The organism is Pseudoduganella sp. LjRoot289 (assembly GCF_964252925.1).
Lineage (GTDB): Bacteria > Pseudomonadota > Gammaproteobacteria > Burkholderiales > Burkholderiaceae_D > Rugamonas.
This window is the reverse complement of record NZ_CAXUPN020000001.1, coordinates 3,721,134-3,736,573: the sequence shown is the minus strand read 5'-3', so window position 1 is coordinate 3,736,573 and position 15,440 is coordinate 3,721,134. Positions and strand designations below refer to the sequence as shown.

11 protein-coding genes are annotated in these 15,440 nt (G+C 67.8%); 8 read left to right on the top strand and 3 right to left on the bottom strand.

The window, feature by feature from the left end; translation table 11 throughout:
- Positions 1-72 precede the first annotated feature (72 nt).
- Together ACSQ8Y_RS15950 and ACSQ8Y_RS15945 are read right to left on the bottom strand one after the other, a co-directional pair.
- Positions 73-1,491, bottom strand: coding sequence for a sensor histidine kinase N-terminal domain-containing protein (locus tag ACSQ8Y_RS15950; RefSeq protein WP_436267426.1), 1,419 nt, complete (start codon positions 1,489-1,491; stop codon positions 73-75).
- Positions 1,488-2,165 (bottom strand): response regulator, encoded by a 678-nt coding sequence (locus tag ACSQ8Y_RS15945; RefSeq protein ID WP_436269841.1) that lies wholly within the window; start codon positions 2,163-2,165, stop codon positions 1,488-1,490. The genes ACSQ8Y_RS15950 and ACSQ8Y_RS15945 overlap by 4 nt, the downstream gene beginning before the upstream one ends.
- A gap of 361 nt (positions 2,166-2,526) precedes the next feature.
- Here ACSQ8Y_RS15945 and ACSQ8Y_RS15940 point away from each other — a divergent pair, with 361 nt between their 5' ends.
- The 5 genes from ACSQ8Y_RS15940 (at position 2,527) to ACSQ8Y_RS15920 (ending at position 9,809) form a co-directional block, all read left to right on the top strand.
- Positions 2,527-3,705 (top strand): porin, encoded by a 1,179-nt coding sequence (locus tag ACSQ8Y_RS15940; protein ID WP_436267425.1) that lies wholly within the window; start codon positions 2,527-2,529, stop codon positions 3,703-3,705.
- Between the two features lie 26 nt (positions 3,706-3,731).
- Positions 3,732-4,760 carry an ABC transporter substrate-binding protein gene (locus tag ACSQ8Y_RS15935; protein WP_436267424.1) on the top strand — a complete coding sequence of 343 codons (1,029 nt, stop codon included), beginning with the start codon at positions 3,732-3,734 and terminating at the stop codon, positions 4,758-4,760.
- Positions 4,761-4,843: 83 nt separating this feature from the next.
- Positions 4,844-7,081, top strand: a complete 2,238-nt coding sequence (locus ACSQ8Y_RS15930; protein WP_436267423.1) for an ABC transporter permease — start codon at positions 4,844-4,846, stop codon at positions 7,079-7,081.
- Between the two features lie 40 nt (positions 7,082-7,121).
- On the top strand, positions 7,122-8,162 hold the full coding sequence (locus tag ACSQ8Y_RS15925) for an ABC transporter ATP-binding protein (protein WP_436267422.1): 1,041 nt from the start codon (positions 7,122-7,124) through the stop codon (positions 8,160-8,162).
- A 54-nt stretch (positions 8,163-8,216) separates the two neighbouring features.
- Positions 8,217-9,809 carry a methyl-accepting chemotaxis protein gene (locus ACSQ8Y_RS15920; protein ID WP_436267421.1) on the top strand — a complete coding sequence of 531 codons (1,593 nt, stop codon included), beginning with the start codon at positions 8,217-8,219 and terminating at the stop codon, positions 9,807-9,809.
- Between the two features lie 19 nt (positions 9,810-9,828).
- Here ACSQ8Y_RS15920 and ACSQ8Y_RS15915 read toward each other — a convergent pair whose 3' ends face one another.
- Positions 9,829-10,803, bottom strand: a complete 975-nt coding sequence (locus ACSQ8Y_RS15915) for a winged helix-turn-helix domain-containing protein (RefSeq protein ID WP_436267420.1) — start codon at positions 10,801-10,803, stop codon at positions 9,829-9,831.
- 180 nt (positions 10,804-10,983) lie between these two features.
- Between ACSQ8Y_RS15915 and ACSQ8Y_RS15910 the strand changes: the two genes are divergently transcribed.
- The 3 genes from ACSQ8Y_RS15910 (at position 10,984) to ACSQ8Y_RS15900 (ending at position 15,377) form a co-directional block, all read left to right on the top strand.
- Positions 10,984-11,475, top strand: a complete 492-nt coding sequence (locus ACSQ8Y_RS15910; protein WP_436267419.1) for an Lcl domain-containing protein — start codon at positions 10,984-10,986, stop codon at positions 11,473-11,475.
- 23 nt (positions 11,476-11,498) lie between these two features.
- Positions 11,499-12,071 (top strand): YceI family protein, encoded by a 573-nt coding sequence (locus ACSQ8Y_RS15905; RefSeq protein WP_436267418.1) that lies wholly within the window; start codon positions 11,499-11,501, stop codon positions 12,069-12,071.
- Between the two features lie 273 nt (positions 12,072-12,344).
- Positions 12,345-15,377 (top strand): diguanylate cyclase, encoded by a 3,033-nt coding sequence (locus ACSQ8Y_RS15900; protein ID WP_436267417.1) that lies wholly within the window; start codon positions 12,345-12,347, stop codon positions 15,375-15,377.
- The last annotated feature ends 63 nt before the right edge of the window (positions 15,378-15,440 follow it).

The window sequence follows — 15,440 nt, the reverse complement described above, 5'->3', positions numbered from 1 at the left end:
CAGTCGGGCCGCAGCGTTGAAAAACCTGCGGCCCTTTTCACGTCTGCCGCAGGCCGTGGCAGACGTCCCGCCTCAGGCGGCGGACCGAATGCCGTCGCCGCGCCGCTGGAAGCGCACGCGCGCGTCCAGGCCTTGCACCTGGCCGGGCGCGCCGCGGTTGCACAGGATCAGTCCGGCCCCCATGGAGTCGGCGATCTCGGCGCAGATGGTCAGGCCCAGGCCGCCGCCCTGCGAACTGTGGCAGCCGGAAAACGCTTCGAACACGCGCAGCTCGTGCTGGTTGGCGATGCCCGGGCCGCTGTCCCACACGCACAGCTCGACGCCGTCCGCCAGCTGCGCCACCCGTATCCCCAGGCGCGATTCGGGCGGCGTGTGGCGGATGGCGTTGTGCAGCAGGTTGGACACCATCTCGCTGGCCATCCAGTCGCGCCCGTCGACCCAGGCCGTGCCGGCCTCCAGCTCGAAGTCCAGGTTCTTGTCCGAGATCAGCGGCGACAGGTCGATCGCCACCTCCTGCGCGATGACGGCCAGGTCGCAGCGTTCGCTGGTGCCCTTGCCGCGCATCTGCTCGATGCGGGCCAGCGACAGCAGCTGGTTGGCAACGTTGGTCGCGCGCTCGACCGTGCCGCCCATTTCGCGCAGCGCCAGCTCGGGCGCGACGTCGCCGCGCACGCCGGACTGCAATTGCATCTTGAGCACGGCCAGCGGCGTGCGCAGCTGGTGCGAGGCGTTGGCGACGAAACGCTGCTGCAGGTCCACCGTCCGGTGCAGGCGGCTCATGAGCTCGTTCAAGGCGGCCACCACCGGCTGCAGCTCGCGCGCCGCCAGGGGCGTGCTCAGCGGCGACAAGTCGTCCTCCTGGCGCGCGTTCAGCTGCGCGCGCAGGCTGTCGAGCGGGCGCAGGGCGCGCGCGACCACCACCAGCGTCACCGCCGCCACGATCAGCATCAGCAGGGTCTGGCGCAGCACCGTGCCCCACAGGATGTCGCGCACCACGCCCTGGCGGAAGGCCAGCGGTTCGGCGATCTGGATCACCACGTCGTCCTCGGGCAGGTGTCCCTTCGACGGCTGCGCCACGGCGGCGATGCGCACTTCGGCGTTGCCGTAGCGGCCCTCGTAGACCTTCAGCAGCGCCGGCACGGCGGGCCAGCTGCGCTGGGCGGGGCGGAAGGCCGGCAGGTCGCGGTCGCCGGCGATGTAGCGGCCCTGGCGGTCGCTGATGCGGTACAGCATGCGGGTCGAGTAGCCGGCCTCGTAGACCTCCAGCGTGGCGAAGGACACCTCGGAGAGCAGGCGCCCGTTGGCGATCACCGTCTGGTCGCCGATCGAGTAGGCGGTGGTGACGAGCATGCGGTCGTAGGCGGTGTTGGCCGAGTCGAGCGCGCTGCGGTACAGGTTGACCGCGTCGACGGCGATGAACAGCGCGATCGGCGCGATGATGCCGGCCAGCAGGTAGCGGCGCAGCGAACGCGGTTGCGCCGCGGGCCTCATGCGGCCGGCGCGCTTTGCGGGCGCAGCAGGTAGCCCAGGCCGCGCAGGGTCATGATCTCGGTGCGCGTGACCACCAGCTTTTTGCGCAGCCGGTGGATCACCACCTCGATCGCCTCGACCTGCACGTTGGCGTCGTCCGGAAACACCAGCTGCAGCAGGCGTTCGCGGTTGACCGCGTGCCCGGGCCGCACCATCAGCGCTTTGAGCAGCGCCTGTTCGCGCGGCGTGAATTCGAGCGGCAGTTCGCCGTGGTAAAAGGCGCCCGAGCTGCGTTCGAAGCGCAACTGGCCGCATTTCTGCTGCGGCTCCTCGCCGCCCTTGCGCCGCAGCAGGGCGCGGATGCGCGCCTCCAGTTCCTCCAGGTCGAAGGGCTTGGCCAGGTAGTCGTCGGCGCCCGCGTTCAAGCCTGCCACCCGGTCGCCCACGGCGCCGCGCGCGGTGAGCACGATGACCGGGGTGGCGATGCCCTGCGCCCGGCTGCGCTGCAGGATGTGCAGGCCGTCCAGGCCGGGGATGTTCAAGTCCAGTATCACCAGGTCGCCCACTTCGTCGCGTATCAGCTTGAGCGCCTGGGTGCCGTCGCCGCAGGCTGTGACCTGGAAGCCACGCTTTTCCAGCGCCCGGGTGAGCGCCTTGGACATGTCTGCATCATCTTCAACAAGCAAAATCTTCATGGTGGTGGCCGGTGGGGTGAAGTGGCTGCGATAGCTGGGGGCGCTCATATTGTATGCCTTCGAATATTATCTGTTAGCACTATCTTTGTCTGCCATGCAGCTTAATCCCGGGCGGCGCCGGGGGCGCGGCCGGCGGCCCGGACTGAAAGCGATCTGAAAGGAAGCTGAAAGCGGGCTGCAAGATTCGGGGCTGTTTTGCAACTTTCTGGTTCGCAATTTCGGCCGGGCTGCCCTAGACTCCGTTCAATCGTGTGGCTCGCCGGGTTCGGCGGACGCAGCGATCACCGGTCGGCCGCCCTGGCGTCCGACGCTTCGAATGGACTAGAGGACGCCGAGAGCGTCCCATGCTTGGAGACAAAAAATGAAAAAGCAAAGCTTGATGATGGCCGGCGCCGCCGTGGCCGTATGCCTGGCAACGACCCAAGGGGCGCAGGCCCAGTCGGGGCTGCAAACCACCGTGTACGGCGTGGCCGACGCGCAGTTCGAACATATCGACGCGGTCGGCGCGGCCGTGCCGGCGCAGGACAAGCCGGGCCGCTTCCGCCTCAGCAACGTCAGCTCGGAACTGGGCATCAAGGCTTCCATCCCGCTGGGCCGGGGCATGACCGGCCTGGCGCAATACACCACCGGCATTTCGATCGACAACGCCAATGGCGGCACCACGGGCGGCATGTGGGGCAGCGCCAAGGATGTGTTCGTTGGCATTTCCTTCGCCGACATCGGCACCGTCAAGCTGGGCCGCATGACGGCGGCGGCGCGCTGGAACAGCGGCACCGCCGACTTCTCGCCCATGGGCGCCGGCGTGCAGGACAACCAGGGCATGTTGTCCGGTAACAGCGGCCAGTCGGTCACCGGCCCGCAGTTCAATGTCCGTTTCGACAACACGCTGGGCTTCGAGTCGGCCCGCTTCCACGGCCTGTCGGCGCGCGTCTACTTCAGCGCCAACGAGAACAAGAGCGCGGCCGGCACCGCCACCAGCCCGCACCTGGACGACAAGAGCTACAGCCTGGGGCTGCAGTACGTGACCGGCCCGCTGGACCTGCGCTTCTCGCACGAGGTGCGCGACGACAAGGGCACGCTGAACGGCTCGACCGACCGCAAGACGCGCGACCGCGACTTCCGCTTCGGCATGCGCTACACGCTGCCGACCGGCACCATCCTGGCGCTGGGCTACGACCGCATGCGCCTGAGCGACCCGAACGCCACCGGCACGGCGAAGACCCGCCTGAGCAAGAGCGGCGTGGTGCTCGGCGCCAAGCACGTGTTCGGCGAGCACGTGGTGTACGGCGGCTACGGCGTGGGCAGCGATGTGCGCTGCGCCTACGGCAACGGCAGCGCGTGCAACGGCGCCGACACCGGCGCCACCAACGCCGTGATCGCCTACCAGTACCTGATCAACCCGCAGATGCTGTTCGAAACCTTCGCCGCCATCGTCAAGAACGAGTCGCGCGGCAAGTACGACTTCGACGCCGGCGGCGTCGGCCCGGCCACCGGCGCCAAGTCGCGCGCCATCGGCGCCGGCCTGCGCTACGCGTTCTAAGCGTTGCACCGATAACAGGAGACGATATGAACAAGATACTCTTCAGCGCGCTCGGCGCGCCGCTGCTGGCGCTGGCCGCCGCCCCCGCCTACGCCGACGCCGGCACGCTCAACGTGATCTGCGGCGTGCAGGCCGAATGGTGCAGCCTGGTGCAGACCACCTTTTCACGCACCACCGGCATCAAGGTCAACCTGGTGGCCAAGGGCGGCGGCGAGGCGCTGGCGCAGATCTCGGCCGAGAGCGCCAATCCGAAGACCGACGTCTGGTTCGGCGGCACCGGCGACCCGCATTTGCAGGCGGCCGAAAAAGACCTGACGCTGGCCTACCAGTCGCCCAACATCAACCTGCTGCGCGAGTGGGCGGTGAACCAGGCCAAGCAGTCCGGCTACAAGACGGTGGGCATTTATTCCGGCCCGCTGGGCATCGCCTACAACACCGAGCTGCTGGCCAAGAAGAAACTGGCCGCGCCGCTGTGCTGGATGGACCTGATCCAGCCGCAGTACAAGGGCGAGGTGCAGATGGCCAATCCGAACTCGTCCGGCACGGCCTATATGGCCATCGCCACCCTGGTCCAGATCACCGGCGAGGAGAAGGCCTTCGCCTACCTGAAGGCGCTGCACAAGAACATCAGCCAGTACCCGCGCTCCGGCTCGGGTCCGCTGAAGAACGTGTCGCACGGCGAGAACACCATCGCGGTCGGCTGGATCCACGACGTGCCGGGCGAGGTGATGCAGGGCTTCCCGGTGAAGAGCTCGGCGCCCTGCGAGGGCACCGGCTACGAGGTCGGCTCGATGTCCATCATCAAGGGCGCGCGCAACCTGGTCAACGCCAAGAAGTTCTACGACTGGGCGCTGACGGCGCCGGCCCAGGAGCTGGGCCTGGCCGCCAAGCAGTTCCAGCTGCCGGCCAACAAGGACGCCAAGGTCGATGCGCGCGTGCCGGACGTCAAGCGCATCAAGCTGATCAACTACGACTTCGAGAAATACGGCAAAGCCGCCGAGCGCAAGCGCCTGCTTGAACGCTGGGAGAAGGAAGTCAACGGCGGCGCCAACTGAGCGGTCGTTGAGGGAGCGGCGCCGCCACCGGCGCCGCGCCGCGAGGCAATACCAGGCCCAGGCCTGCACTCGGGAAGACACAAATGAAACAGAACAAACTCCTTAGCGATACGGCGCTAGGCTGGGCCGTGCTCGCCATCGCCGCCTCGCTGCTGCTGCCATGGTACGCCATGCAGGACAGCACCTGGCTCCACAACTACAGCGCCGTGTTCGGCGGCATGGACGCGGCCATGGGCTGGCTGCAGGCCACGGTGCACCAGCGCCACTGGCTGTGGCTGCCGCTCGCGGCGCCCTGGGCGGCCTTGCCGGCGCTGCTGTGCCGCAGCCGCCGCGCCCAAGGCCTGCTGCTCGCGCTCAGCGGCGGCGCCGGCCTGGCCGGCCTGCTGGGGACCGGCTTCGCGATCGGCCCGCAGGGCTGGGTCTGGCCTTCGCTGCAGGCCGGTGCGCTGGCGCTGCCGGTGGGCCAGTTCGGCCTCGGCTGGGGCGGCGCGCTGGTGCTGCTGGCCCTGCTGATGCTGATGGCGATCGGCATCGCCCGCCTGGGTTTTTTCCAGGGTAACGAATTCGTCGCCGGCGCAGTGCTGCTGTGCTCGGCGCTGCTGCTGCTGTTCATCGCCGCGCCGGTGCTCAAATCGCTGTCCGGCGCCTTCCTCGACGAGGGCGGCCGCTTCAGCGCCGCCGACGCCTGGGCGCGGCTGGCCAGCGAGCGGGCCTGGAACCTGGGCTGTTTGCAGGGGCGGGCCAGCTGCGGCGTGGCGTGGAACACGCTGGCGCTGGCGCTGGCCACCGCCGCCGGCACCACGATGCTGGGCACTTTGCTGGCGCTGCTGACCGAGCGCTCGCTGGTGCGCGCCAAGCCGCTGGTGCGCGTGCTGTCCATGCTGCCCATCGTCACGCCGCCTTTCGTGGTGGGCCTGGGCCTGATCCTGCTGTTCGGCCGCGCCGGCCTGGTCAACCAGGCGCTCGAGCAGCTGTTCGGCATCGAGCCGTCGCGCTGGTTCTACAGCGCCAAGGGCGTGTGGCTGGCGCAGATGATCGCCTTCACGCCGATCGCCTACCTGATGATGCGCAGCGTGGCGCAGTCCATCGCGCCTACCCTGGAGGAGGCGGCCCAGACCCTGCGCGCCAAGCCGATGCGCGCCTTCATGACCGTCACCTTGCCGCTGCTCGGCCCCGGCCTGGCCAACGCCTTCCTGGTCGGCTTCATCGAATCGATGGCCGACTTCGGCAACCCCATCGTGGTGGGCGGGCAATTCTCGGTGCTGTCGACCGAAATCTTCTTCGCCATCGTCGGCGCCCAGCTCGACCAGGGCCGCGCCGCCTCGCTGGCGCTGATCCTGAGCACCTTCGCGCTGGCCGTGTTCGTGCTGCAGCGCATGGCGCTGGGCAAGGGCAGCTACACCAGCATGTCGGGCAAGGGCGACAACGGCATTCCGCCGCCGCTGCCGGCGCCGGTGCGCCGGGTCGCGATGGGCATCGCCATGCCGTGGCTGGGCTTTACCGCTGTCATCTACCTGTTCGCCTTCGCCGGCGGCTTCGTCAAGCTGTGGGGGCGCGACTTCAGCCTGACACTGGAGCATTTCCGCACCGCCTTCGGCTTCGAGTGGGACCACGGCATCGTCTGGCTGGGCGCGGGCTGGGATTCGCTGTGGACCACGCTGCGCCTGGCCGGCATGGCCGCGCCGCTGACCGCCGTGCTGGGCCTGCTGATGGCCTATCTGCTGGCGCGGGTGCAGTTCCGCGGCCGCAACCTGTTCGAGTTCGGCGCGCTGCTGGCCTTCGCGGTGCCGGGCACGGTGCTCGGCGTGGCCTATGTGCTGGCCTTCAACGTGCCGCCGTTCGAGCTGACCGGCACCGGCCTGATCATCCTGCTGTGCTTCGTGTTCCGCAACCTGCCGGTCAGCATACGCGCCGGTTCGGCGGCCCTGAAGCAGATCGACAAGAGCCTGGACGAGGCCTCGTCCATGCTGGGCGCATCGACCCTGACGACGATGCGGCGCGTGATGCTGCCGCTGCTGCGCCCGGCCCTGGTGGCCTCGCTGGTGTACGGCTTCGTGCGGGCCATGACCACCGTGTCGTCGGTGATCTTCCTGGTCAGCGCCGAGTACGAGCTGGCCACCACCTTCATCATCGGCCGCGTCGGCAACGGCGAGTACGGCGTGGCGCTGGCCTACTGCACCGTGCTGACCGTGCTGATGCTGTCGGCCACCGGCCTGGTGCAGTGGCTGGTGGGCGAACGCAAGCTGGGACGGCGCACGGCGCCGGCAGGGACCGGCGCCAAGGCCGAGGCGGGGCCGGCGCTGGCGGCGACCGCGGTGTAAGGCGCAGGACAACAACAACGAGACGAGACAGGAGCACGATATGAAGCCGGGAATCGAATTCAAGAGCATCACCAAGGGCTATACCAGCGGCGGGCCGCTGGCGGTCAAGGGCATAGACTTCACGGTGCCGAAGGGCACGCTGACCACCTTGCTGGGGCCCTCGGGCTGCGGCAAGACCACCACCTTGCGCATGATCGCCGGGCTGGAGAGCCCGAGCAGCGGGCAGATCCTCATCGACGGCGCCGACGTCACCACCATGTCGGCGGCGGACCGCCACGTCAGCCTGGTGTTCCAGAGCTACGCGCTGTTCCCGCACATGAACATCTTCGACAACGTCGGCTACGGCCTGACGGTGGCCGGGGTGGGGCGCGCCAGCATGAAGCAGCGGGTCGACGTGGCGCTGGCCACGGTGGGCCTGGGCGGCTACGAGGCGCGCTGGCCGGGCGAGCTGTCCGGCGGCCAGCAGCAGCGCGTGGCGCTGGCGCGGGCGCTGGTGCTGGAGCCGGCCGTGCTGCTGTTCGACGAGCCGCTGTCCAACCTGGACGCCAGGCTGCGGCGCCAGATGCGCGACGAGATCCGCGCGCTGCAGCAGCGCCTGAACCTGACGGTGGCCTACGTCACCCACGACCAGAGCGAGGCGCTGGCGGTGTCGGACCAGATCATCGTCATGCGCGACGGCCGCATCGCCCAGGCCGGCACGCCGGCCGACCTGTACGAGCGGCCCAACAGCGAGTTCGTGGCCGGCTTCATGGGCGAGGCCCTGCTGCTGCCGGCGCGCGTGACGGGCGCCGGTTTCGTGCAGCTGGGGCCGCTCGAATGGCGCGCGCCCGACTCGCTGCTGCCGGGGCCGGTGCAGGTGGCGGTGCGTCCCGAGGCGTGGCGGGTGGGCGAGTCCGGCGAGTTCGGCCTGAAGGCCCAGGTGCTCAAGTCGACCTATCTCGGCGGCTTCTACGAGTACACGCTGGAAACCGAAATCGGCGAACTGTTCGTGGTCTGCCCCCACGTCGAGCGGCAGCGCCGGCCGCGCGAAACGATCAGCCTGGGCATGCACGGGCGCGGCGTGTCCATCGTGGTCAATTGAGGTTCCTCGCAGGCTAAGCACGGCGCCGCCAGCGCGGCGCCAAGGGAGATGATTATGCGTATCGTTTCGAATCTCACCATAGGCGCGCGTCTGGCGCTCGGTTTCGGCCTGGTGCTGCTGTGCGCCTGCGCCTTGCTGCTCATCGGTTTGTGGCGCATGGCCGCGCTGCAGGGCGACACGGAGCACATCGTTGGCGAACGGCTCGGCAGTCTGAACGGGGCGCTGCAGATGCGCCACAACGGCGCGGCGCTGGCCCTGGCGCTGCGCCAGCTGGCGGCGCCGACCGATGCGCAGGAAGGCACCGAGGCGGCCGGCAAAGTGGTCGGCCTGCTGGCCGCCTACGACGGCGCCGAGCGCGCCTTGCGGGGCGCGGCCGCCGACGCGGCGGCGCTGGCGGCGGCGCGGCAAAGCCGGGCCGACCTGGCGCCGGCGCTGGCCAGCGTCCAGGGCGCGGTCGCGGCCGGCAACTACTTCGACGCGGCGGCGCTGCTGAAATCCGACTTCGCGCCGCTGCACGCGCGCTGGATAGGCCGGCTCGGCACGCTGGCCGACAGCGAGCAGGCGGCCATGGCGCGCACCCGCGACGCGTCGCGCGCGCATTACCAGACGGCGCGGGCCGGCATGCTGGCGGCCGGCCTGCTGGCGCTGTGCTCCGGCGCGGCCTGTGCGCTCTACATCACGCGCTCCATCACCACGCCGCTGCGCCATGCCGCCCGCATCGCCGACACCATCGCCGCCGGCGACCTGAACGAGACTATCGGCGAGGTGTCCGGCGGCGGCGAGGCGGGCCAGCTGATGCGCGCGCTCAAACTGATGCAGACCACGCTGGCGGACGCGATGGCGCAGATCAGCCGCAGCAGTTCGGCGGTGCTGCTGGCCTCGCGCGAGATCGCGGCCGGCAACGCCGACCTGTCGGTGCGCACCGAGCGCCAGGCCGGATCGCTGCAGGAGACGGCTGCGGCTATGCAGGAGCTGGCTGCCACGGTGAGCGGCAACGCCGACCACGCGCGCCAGGCCAGCGAGGCGGGCGGCGCGGCCCGCGCGCGCGCCATGCAGGGCAGCGTGGTGGCGGCCCGGGTGTCGGACACCATGGGCGCGATCAAGCACAGCTCGGACAAGATCGCCGGCCATATCTCGGTCATCGACGGGATCGCCTTCCAGACCAATATCCTGGCCCTGAACGCGGCCGTGGAAGCGGCGCGCGCGGGCGAATCCGGGCGCGGCTTCGCGGTGGTGGCCGCCGAGGTGCGCGCACTGGCCCAGCGCGCCGCCGACGCGGCCAAGGAAATCCGGCTGCTGATCGCCGCCTCGGTGACGCAGGTCGACCGTGGCCACCAGCTGGCCGACGAGGCGGCGACCACGATGAGCGACATGGAGGACTCGGTGCAGCGGGTGGCCGCGCTGGTGGACCAGATCTCGGAGGCGAGCCGGGATCAGAGCGTGAGCATCGGGCAGATCAGCCGGGCGGTGGACCACATGGACGATATGACGCAGCAGAACGCGGCGCTGGTGGAGCAGGCCGCCGCCGCGGCCGAAAGCCTGCGCGGACAGTCGGTCCTGCTGGCCCGCGCGGTGGCGCGCTTCGACCTGGGCGGCGGGACAGGCGGTGTCCGGCCCGTCGGCTTGCTGGCGCGGATTCCGGCCTAGCTTCGGCGGCGCCGGCGTTTCACGATGCCGGCGCCGTTCCGCTCTGCGCTGCGCCGGCGCCGTTGCTGATGGTCGCCTTCAAGGCTTTCGTTACCGCGCCGGCGATGTCGTCCTGCACCATCAATAAATCATCGACCGGTTTGTCGTACGTTTCGGACCAGATGATAAAACCGTTATCGGCCTTGATTAAACGGGCGGCGACGCGCAGAGTGCTGCCCGATTTGCGCACGCTGCCATCCAATATATAGGCGACGCCCAATTCCCGCGCTATGTCAGCGACCGGCTTTTGCTTGCCCTTGTAATAAAAGGAGGAGGTCGGCGCCGGCACTCTGAAGCCAGGAATCTTGCTGAAGCGGCCTATCAGTTCTTCGGTCATGCCATCGGCAAAAGTTTCATGTCCCATGCCGTCCGTTAAATCCGAAAACGGCAGTACCGCGATGGATTGCTGATATTGCGCCGCTTGGGTATTGGCCGAAGGGACCGCTTTGGTCGGCTGCGTGCCGGACATCCAGAATGCAATGCCGGCCACGACCGGAATACTCGCCGCCAGCATGAATGCGCGGCGGCTACGTGGGGTGGGCAGCGGCCGTGCGGCCACACCGGCGTGCTGCGCGGACGGCGGGAGCACTGCGTCAATGTCGCCAGGTGCAAGCTCGCCCGGCTCTATCCACGGGCCGACCGCCGCCACCATCCGGTAGCCCTGGCGCGGCACGGTGACGATATAGCTGGCTTGCTTGGCATCGTCGCCCAGCAGGCGACGCAGCGACGCGATCGCCTGGTACACCGAATCGGGCGTGACGACGACTCCGGGCCAGACCTGGCCCAGCAGTTCGTCCGCGCTGACAGTCTCCCCCGCGCGCCCGGTCAGGCAGAGCAAGAGGCGCAAGGTGCGCGGGTCCAGCCGCACGCTTGCGCCGTCGCGCGTCATTTCGCCGAGCGCGGTATCGACGCACCATGCGCCCACGCGCAGCTTTGCAATAGTTAAAGTGTCCATCCGGTCCCGTGGTTTCTTGTTATTTTGGCAGCTTGCCATTATAGCCCAGCCCGCGCGCGCCGATTTCAGACAGTTTCAGGGAAATTTCAGGGCAATTCAGCGCAATTTCAGGGCAATTTCAGGACTTCCGGATGGCCAGGCGGCATCGTACCGGCTCACCTTACGAACAGGAGCCAGAGTATGTCCGTCAATAATTTTTCCCGTTGGGTCAGCTGTCTAGGCTTGGCCTTCTCCTGCACTGCGAACAGCAGCCAGGCGGAAGGCATGGCTGGCTGGAAAGATCTCGGCAATGCCGTCCTCGCGCAGGACTCGACCAAGCTAAGCTGGACAAAAACCGATAACGGCCAGGAAGTGAACTGGGAGGAGGCGAAGGCGTACTGCGCCAGGCTGGGGGCGGGCTGGCGGCTCCCCCTTGTGGACGAGTTGTCCGGTCTGTACGAGCAGGCGCGGAGGGACGGCGACAGCGCCGCCTGCGGCAACGCCAGCTGCAAGGTGCCGCCCTTGTTTACATTGAGCGGCAACTGGTACTGGAGCGGCACCGATTTGAAAAAGGACAGCAGCGAAGCGTCGCCTGTCCTGGTCTGGGGCGTCTTGCTGGTCAATGGAACGCGCAATCAGACATTCAAATTCGCGCCATATGGTACCCGTGCATTATGCGTGCGCGCTTCGTAGTTCAATACAACCAGGAGTATTTAATGAAAGCTGTTTTTCTGTCTCTGCCGCTGTCCCTGTCTTTACTTTCCGGCTTGCCCGCATTCGGCGCGGAAGACCTGGCGATCGTTTCCCGCCATAGCGCCGTGGTATTTCAATGGAACCATTTCGGATTCTCCAATCCGGTCGCCCGGTTTGAAAAGATCGAAGGCAAGCTGGTGCTCGACGATAAAGACCTGACGAAATCATCGGTCACCGTGAGACTGGCGCTGGACGGCTTGCGGACCGGTGTCGAAGCGCTGGACGAGCACCTGAAGACCGATGAATTCCTCGACGCCGCGAAATATCCCGAGGTGACGTTCGCGAGCACCGGCATCGAGAAGGGGCCGATGGGCACGCTGAAAATCAGCGGCAATCTATCCGTGCACGGCGTGACCAGGCCGGTGGTGCTGAACGGGAAAATCAACAAGATCAGCACCGACCCGGTCACGAAGAAAACCAAGGCCGGCTTCGATGCCGAGGCCATGCTGCGGCGGTCCGACTTCGGCGTCGGCAAGTATGTGCCTTCGGTCACGGACGAATTGTTCGTCCGCATTACCGTCGAAGCCGGCGCGTAGGGGCGGGAAGGCAAGCACCGTTGTGAGCGGCAACGGTTTCCTTCACAATGTGCAGATGGGATACAGTGTGCGTGCAAGGCTGACGCATGCGCCATTTGCGGAGGAAGAGTGCAGACTGAAAGAGGGCAATACACGATCGGAACCGGAGGCTGGGCGGCCCGCTGGATGCGGCCGCTGCTGTTCGCCGTGATTTTCCAGGCATCCATGGCAGGTGCCAGCGCTCAGCATCTTTCCGAGCCCCAATTCATTCAGGCGCTCACGAACAACAGCATCATGGATGGGGTGGTCACGGCGGTGGCGCTCGATGCCCAAGGTTATGTCTGGGCGGGCGGGGCGACCGGCGTCGCCCGCTATGATGGTTATCACTTCGTCAGGTTTCCGCTGAAGGAGCATGATGGCGCTGCCGAGGTCATCGGTTCGGTCGGGGCGATCGCGGGCGGGCGCGATGGCCGGGTTTGGCTGGGCCTGGCGACGGTCGGCCTGGCGGCGCTGGATCCGCGCACCGGGCGCTCCGTGTTTTACCGTCACGAGCCGAAGAACCCGCGGTCGTTGGCCGAAGGTTCGGTGCGCACCATCATCTCCGACGGTGCCGAAGGTTACTGGATCGGCATGCAGGGCGGTGGACTGGATCATTTCAATCCGGCCACGGGCACGTTTGTCCACAGGCGCGCCGCGCAAGACGGCCTGCCGGGCGACGTGATTGCAGCATTGCTGCTTGATAGCCGCGGCGACCTGTGGGTTGGCGGGGCGAAAGGACTGGTGCGCAAGGCGCGCGCGGCCGAACGCTGCGAGCCGGTGCTGCGCGATCCCAGGGACGAGGCGAAGCTGGCGCGGCAGGGTGTATCCAGGCTGCGCGAAGACCGCACGGGCCGCTTGTGGGTCGGCACGGTGACTGGCGGCTTGCTGATCGTGGATCCGGCATCCGGGCAGGCCGAATGGCTGGCGGAGGGGGGCACTGAGCTGGACGGCACGGTCAGCGCCATCGAAGACGCCGATGGCAGGCAGATGTGGATAGGGCGGTCGAACGGGATTGAAATCCGGGCTGCCGACAGCGGCGCGGTGCAGCAACGGATACGGCACATGGCCGGACGGATAGGTTCGCTGGCGTCGTCGGGTGTGCAGGCCATTGTGCGCGACCGGTCGGGCGTGCTGTTTATCGGCATGTATGGCGGTGGTGTACAGCGCTATGTGCCGCCGCGGCCCGGCATTTCGGTGTTGAGGTCGGCGCCCGACGATCCATGGGATGGTATTCCCGTCCGCGCCATCGCCGAAATGCGGAATGGAGAAATCTGGCTGGGGCGCGGCGAGCGTGGCATATCCGTGCTCGACCGGGCATTGCGGCGCGCCGGCGACTTCGTGCTTCCCGGCCAGCCCGCACGCGGCGGTTCGCCCGCCAGGGTGAGCGCTCTGGCGCAGGGACCTGACGGTCATGCCTGGATCGGCAGTGAAGGGGCCTTGTATGAATTCGACGAGGACCGCCGTTTCATCCGCCGCCACGACATCGTCGGGCATAATGTGCGGCGCGTGCTGTTCGATCGCGATGGCACTTTATGGGTCGGCAGCGGCAACGGAATGCTGCGCAAAGCGCGGGGCGAGGCCGTCTTGACACCGGTGATGCTGGCGCGCGGCGGCCCGATGCGCGGCAATGTCGACGCCCTGGCGCAAGATCCGGCGGGACGCCTTTGGGCCGGCAACGCCGCCGGCATTTTCCGGATCGACACCGCCAGCGGCACGGCGCACAAACTGGCGGCCACGGGGGGCGCGGCCGACAGCAACTACGCCGTGAAAGGCATGCTGGCCGATGCGGACGGGCTGTGGATCGATGGCGATGGCGGCCGTTACCGGGTCGACCGGTTTGACGGCGACCAGGCGCGCTACACACTGGTCATCGACAACCAGGGGCCGGATGGGCATGCCATCGGCGCCAATTTGCTGCGCGACCGGTCCGGCAGGATATGGACCCACCGGGGCGTGCATGATCCGGCCACCCGGCGTTATGACGAACTGAACGTTGCCGACGGCGTCGATATCGGGACCGGCTGGTTCCGCGCCTACGCGCAATTGCGCGACGGCCGCATGCTGTTCGGCGGCTCGGCCGGCGTGCTGCTGGTGGAGCCGGATAAGTACACGCCCTGGTCGTATCGTCCGCCCGTGGTGCTGACTGCCTTGTCGGTCCGCGCGCAGCCGGTGGACTTGCCCGCGGCGGGAAGGATAGACATCGCGCCGCCGCAGCGTTCCTTCGGCGCCGAATTTTCCGCGCTCGACTACAGCTACCCCGAACTCAACCGCTATCGCTACCGGCTGCAAGGGTATGAAGCCGGCTGGCGCGAGACGGGCGCGAACTTGCGCGTGGCCAGCTATGACAACTTGCCGCCCGGCGAATACACCTTGCAGGTGCAGGGCAGCAACCGCAGCGGGATGTGGAGCGATGCGGTGGCGTCGCTGGCGGTGAACGTTTTGCCGGCCTGGTGGGAAACATGGTGGGCCAGGCTGGGCATGCTGGGGCTGGCCGGCGCCGCCGTGCTGGGCGTGGTGCAGTGGCGCACGCTGCACCTGCGGGGCCGGGAGGAGGAGCTGGCGTTGCGGGTGGCCGAACGGACCGCCGAGTTGCAGGAAGTGACGGTCGCGCTGGCGCTGAAGTCGCAGGCGCTGGAACTGGCCAGCCTGACCGATCCGCTGACCGGCCTGCACAACCGGCGCTTTCTTACCGAGCATATCGAGGCGGACATCGCGCTGTCCGTACGCCGCCATGAGGACCGCAGGCGCCGGCCCGAGGGCCCAACCGATGATGGCGACCTGATCTTTTTCCTGATCGACATCGACCATTTCAAGCTGGTCAATGATCAGCATGGGCATGTGGCGGGCGACGCGGTGCTGTGCCAGATGCGGCACCGCTTGCGGACCATCTTCCGCGAGAGCGACTATGTGATCCGCTGGGGCGGCGAGGAATTCCTGGTGGTCGCGCGCGGCACCCGGCGCGAGCGCGCGGCGGGCTTGGCGGAACGCGCGCGCGCGGCCGTCGCCGACGAGCCCTTTGTGCTGCCGAACGGCGGCGCGCTGACGAAAACCTGTTCGATCGGTTATGCCTGTTTCCCGCTCGCCTGCCATTTCCCCAAGATGCTGGACTGGCAGGCCGTCGGAGAGCTTGCCGATGCGGCCTTGTATCTGGTGAAGAGCGGCGGCCGTAACGGGTGGTACGGGGTGACGGCGGTGCAGGCGGACGACCTGGAAGCCGTGCAGCATTTGCTACACCAGCCGTTGGTGGAATGGGAAGAGGCGGGGGGCGCCATCATCGAGCGCTCCTGACGCCATGCCGGCGGGCGTTCGATCGTGCTTGATTGTTTTTTATTTATATAATACCATTGGCGC

Coding starts and splice junctions, on each gene's coding strand:
- ACSQ8Y_RS15950 (WP_436267426.1), bottom strand. CDS start 1,491: ATGAGGCCCGCGGCGCAACCGCGTTCGCTGCGCCGCTACCTGCTGGCC.
- ACSQ8Y_RS15945 (WP_436269841.1), bottom strand. CDS start 2,165: ATGAAGATTTTGCTTGTTGAAGATGATGCAGACATGTCCAAGGCGCTC.
- ACSQ8Y_RS15940 (WP_436267425.1), top strand. CDS start 2,527: ATGAAAAAGCAAAGCTTGATGATGGCCGGCGCCGCCGTGGCCGTATGC.
- ACSQ8Y_RS15935 (WP_436267424.1), top strand. CDS start 3,732: ATGAACAAGATACTCTTCAGCGCGCTCGGCGCGCCGCTGCTGGCGCTG.
- ACSQ8Y_RS15930 (WP_436267423.1), top strand. CDS start 4,844: ATGAAACAGAACAAACTCCTTAGCGATACGGCGCTAGGCTGGGCCGTG.
- ACSQ8Y_RS15925 (WP_436267422.1), top strand. CDS start 7,122: ATGAAGCCGGGAATCGAATTCAAGAGCATCACCAAGGGCTATACCAGC.
- ACSQ8Y_RS15920 (WP_436267421.1), top strand. CDS start 8,217: ATGCGTATCGTTTCGAATCTCACCATAGGCGCGCGTCTGGCGCTCGGT.
- ACSQ8Y_RS15915 (WP_436267420.1), bottom strand. CDS start 10,803: ATGGACACTTTAACTATTGCAAAGCTGCGCGTGGGCGCATGGTGCGTC.
- ACSQ8Y_RS15910 (WP_436267419.1), top strand. CDS start 10,984: ATGTCCGTCAATAATTTTTCCCGTTGGGTCAGCTGTCTAGGCTTGGCC.
- ACSQ8Y_RS15905 (WP_436267418.1), top strand. CDS start 11,499: ATGAAAGCTGTTTTTCTGTCTCTGCCGCTGTCCCTGTCTTTACTTTCC.
- ACSQ8Y_RS15900 (WP_436267417.1), top strand. CDS start 12,345: ATGGATGGGGTGGTCACGGCGGTGGCGCTCGATGCCCAAGGTTATGTC.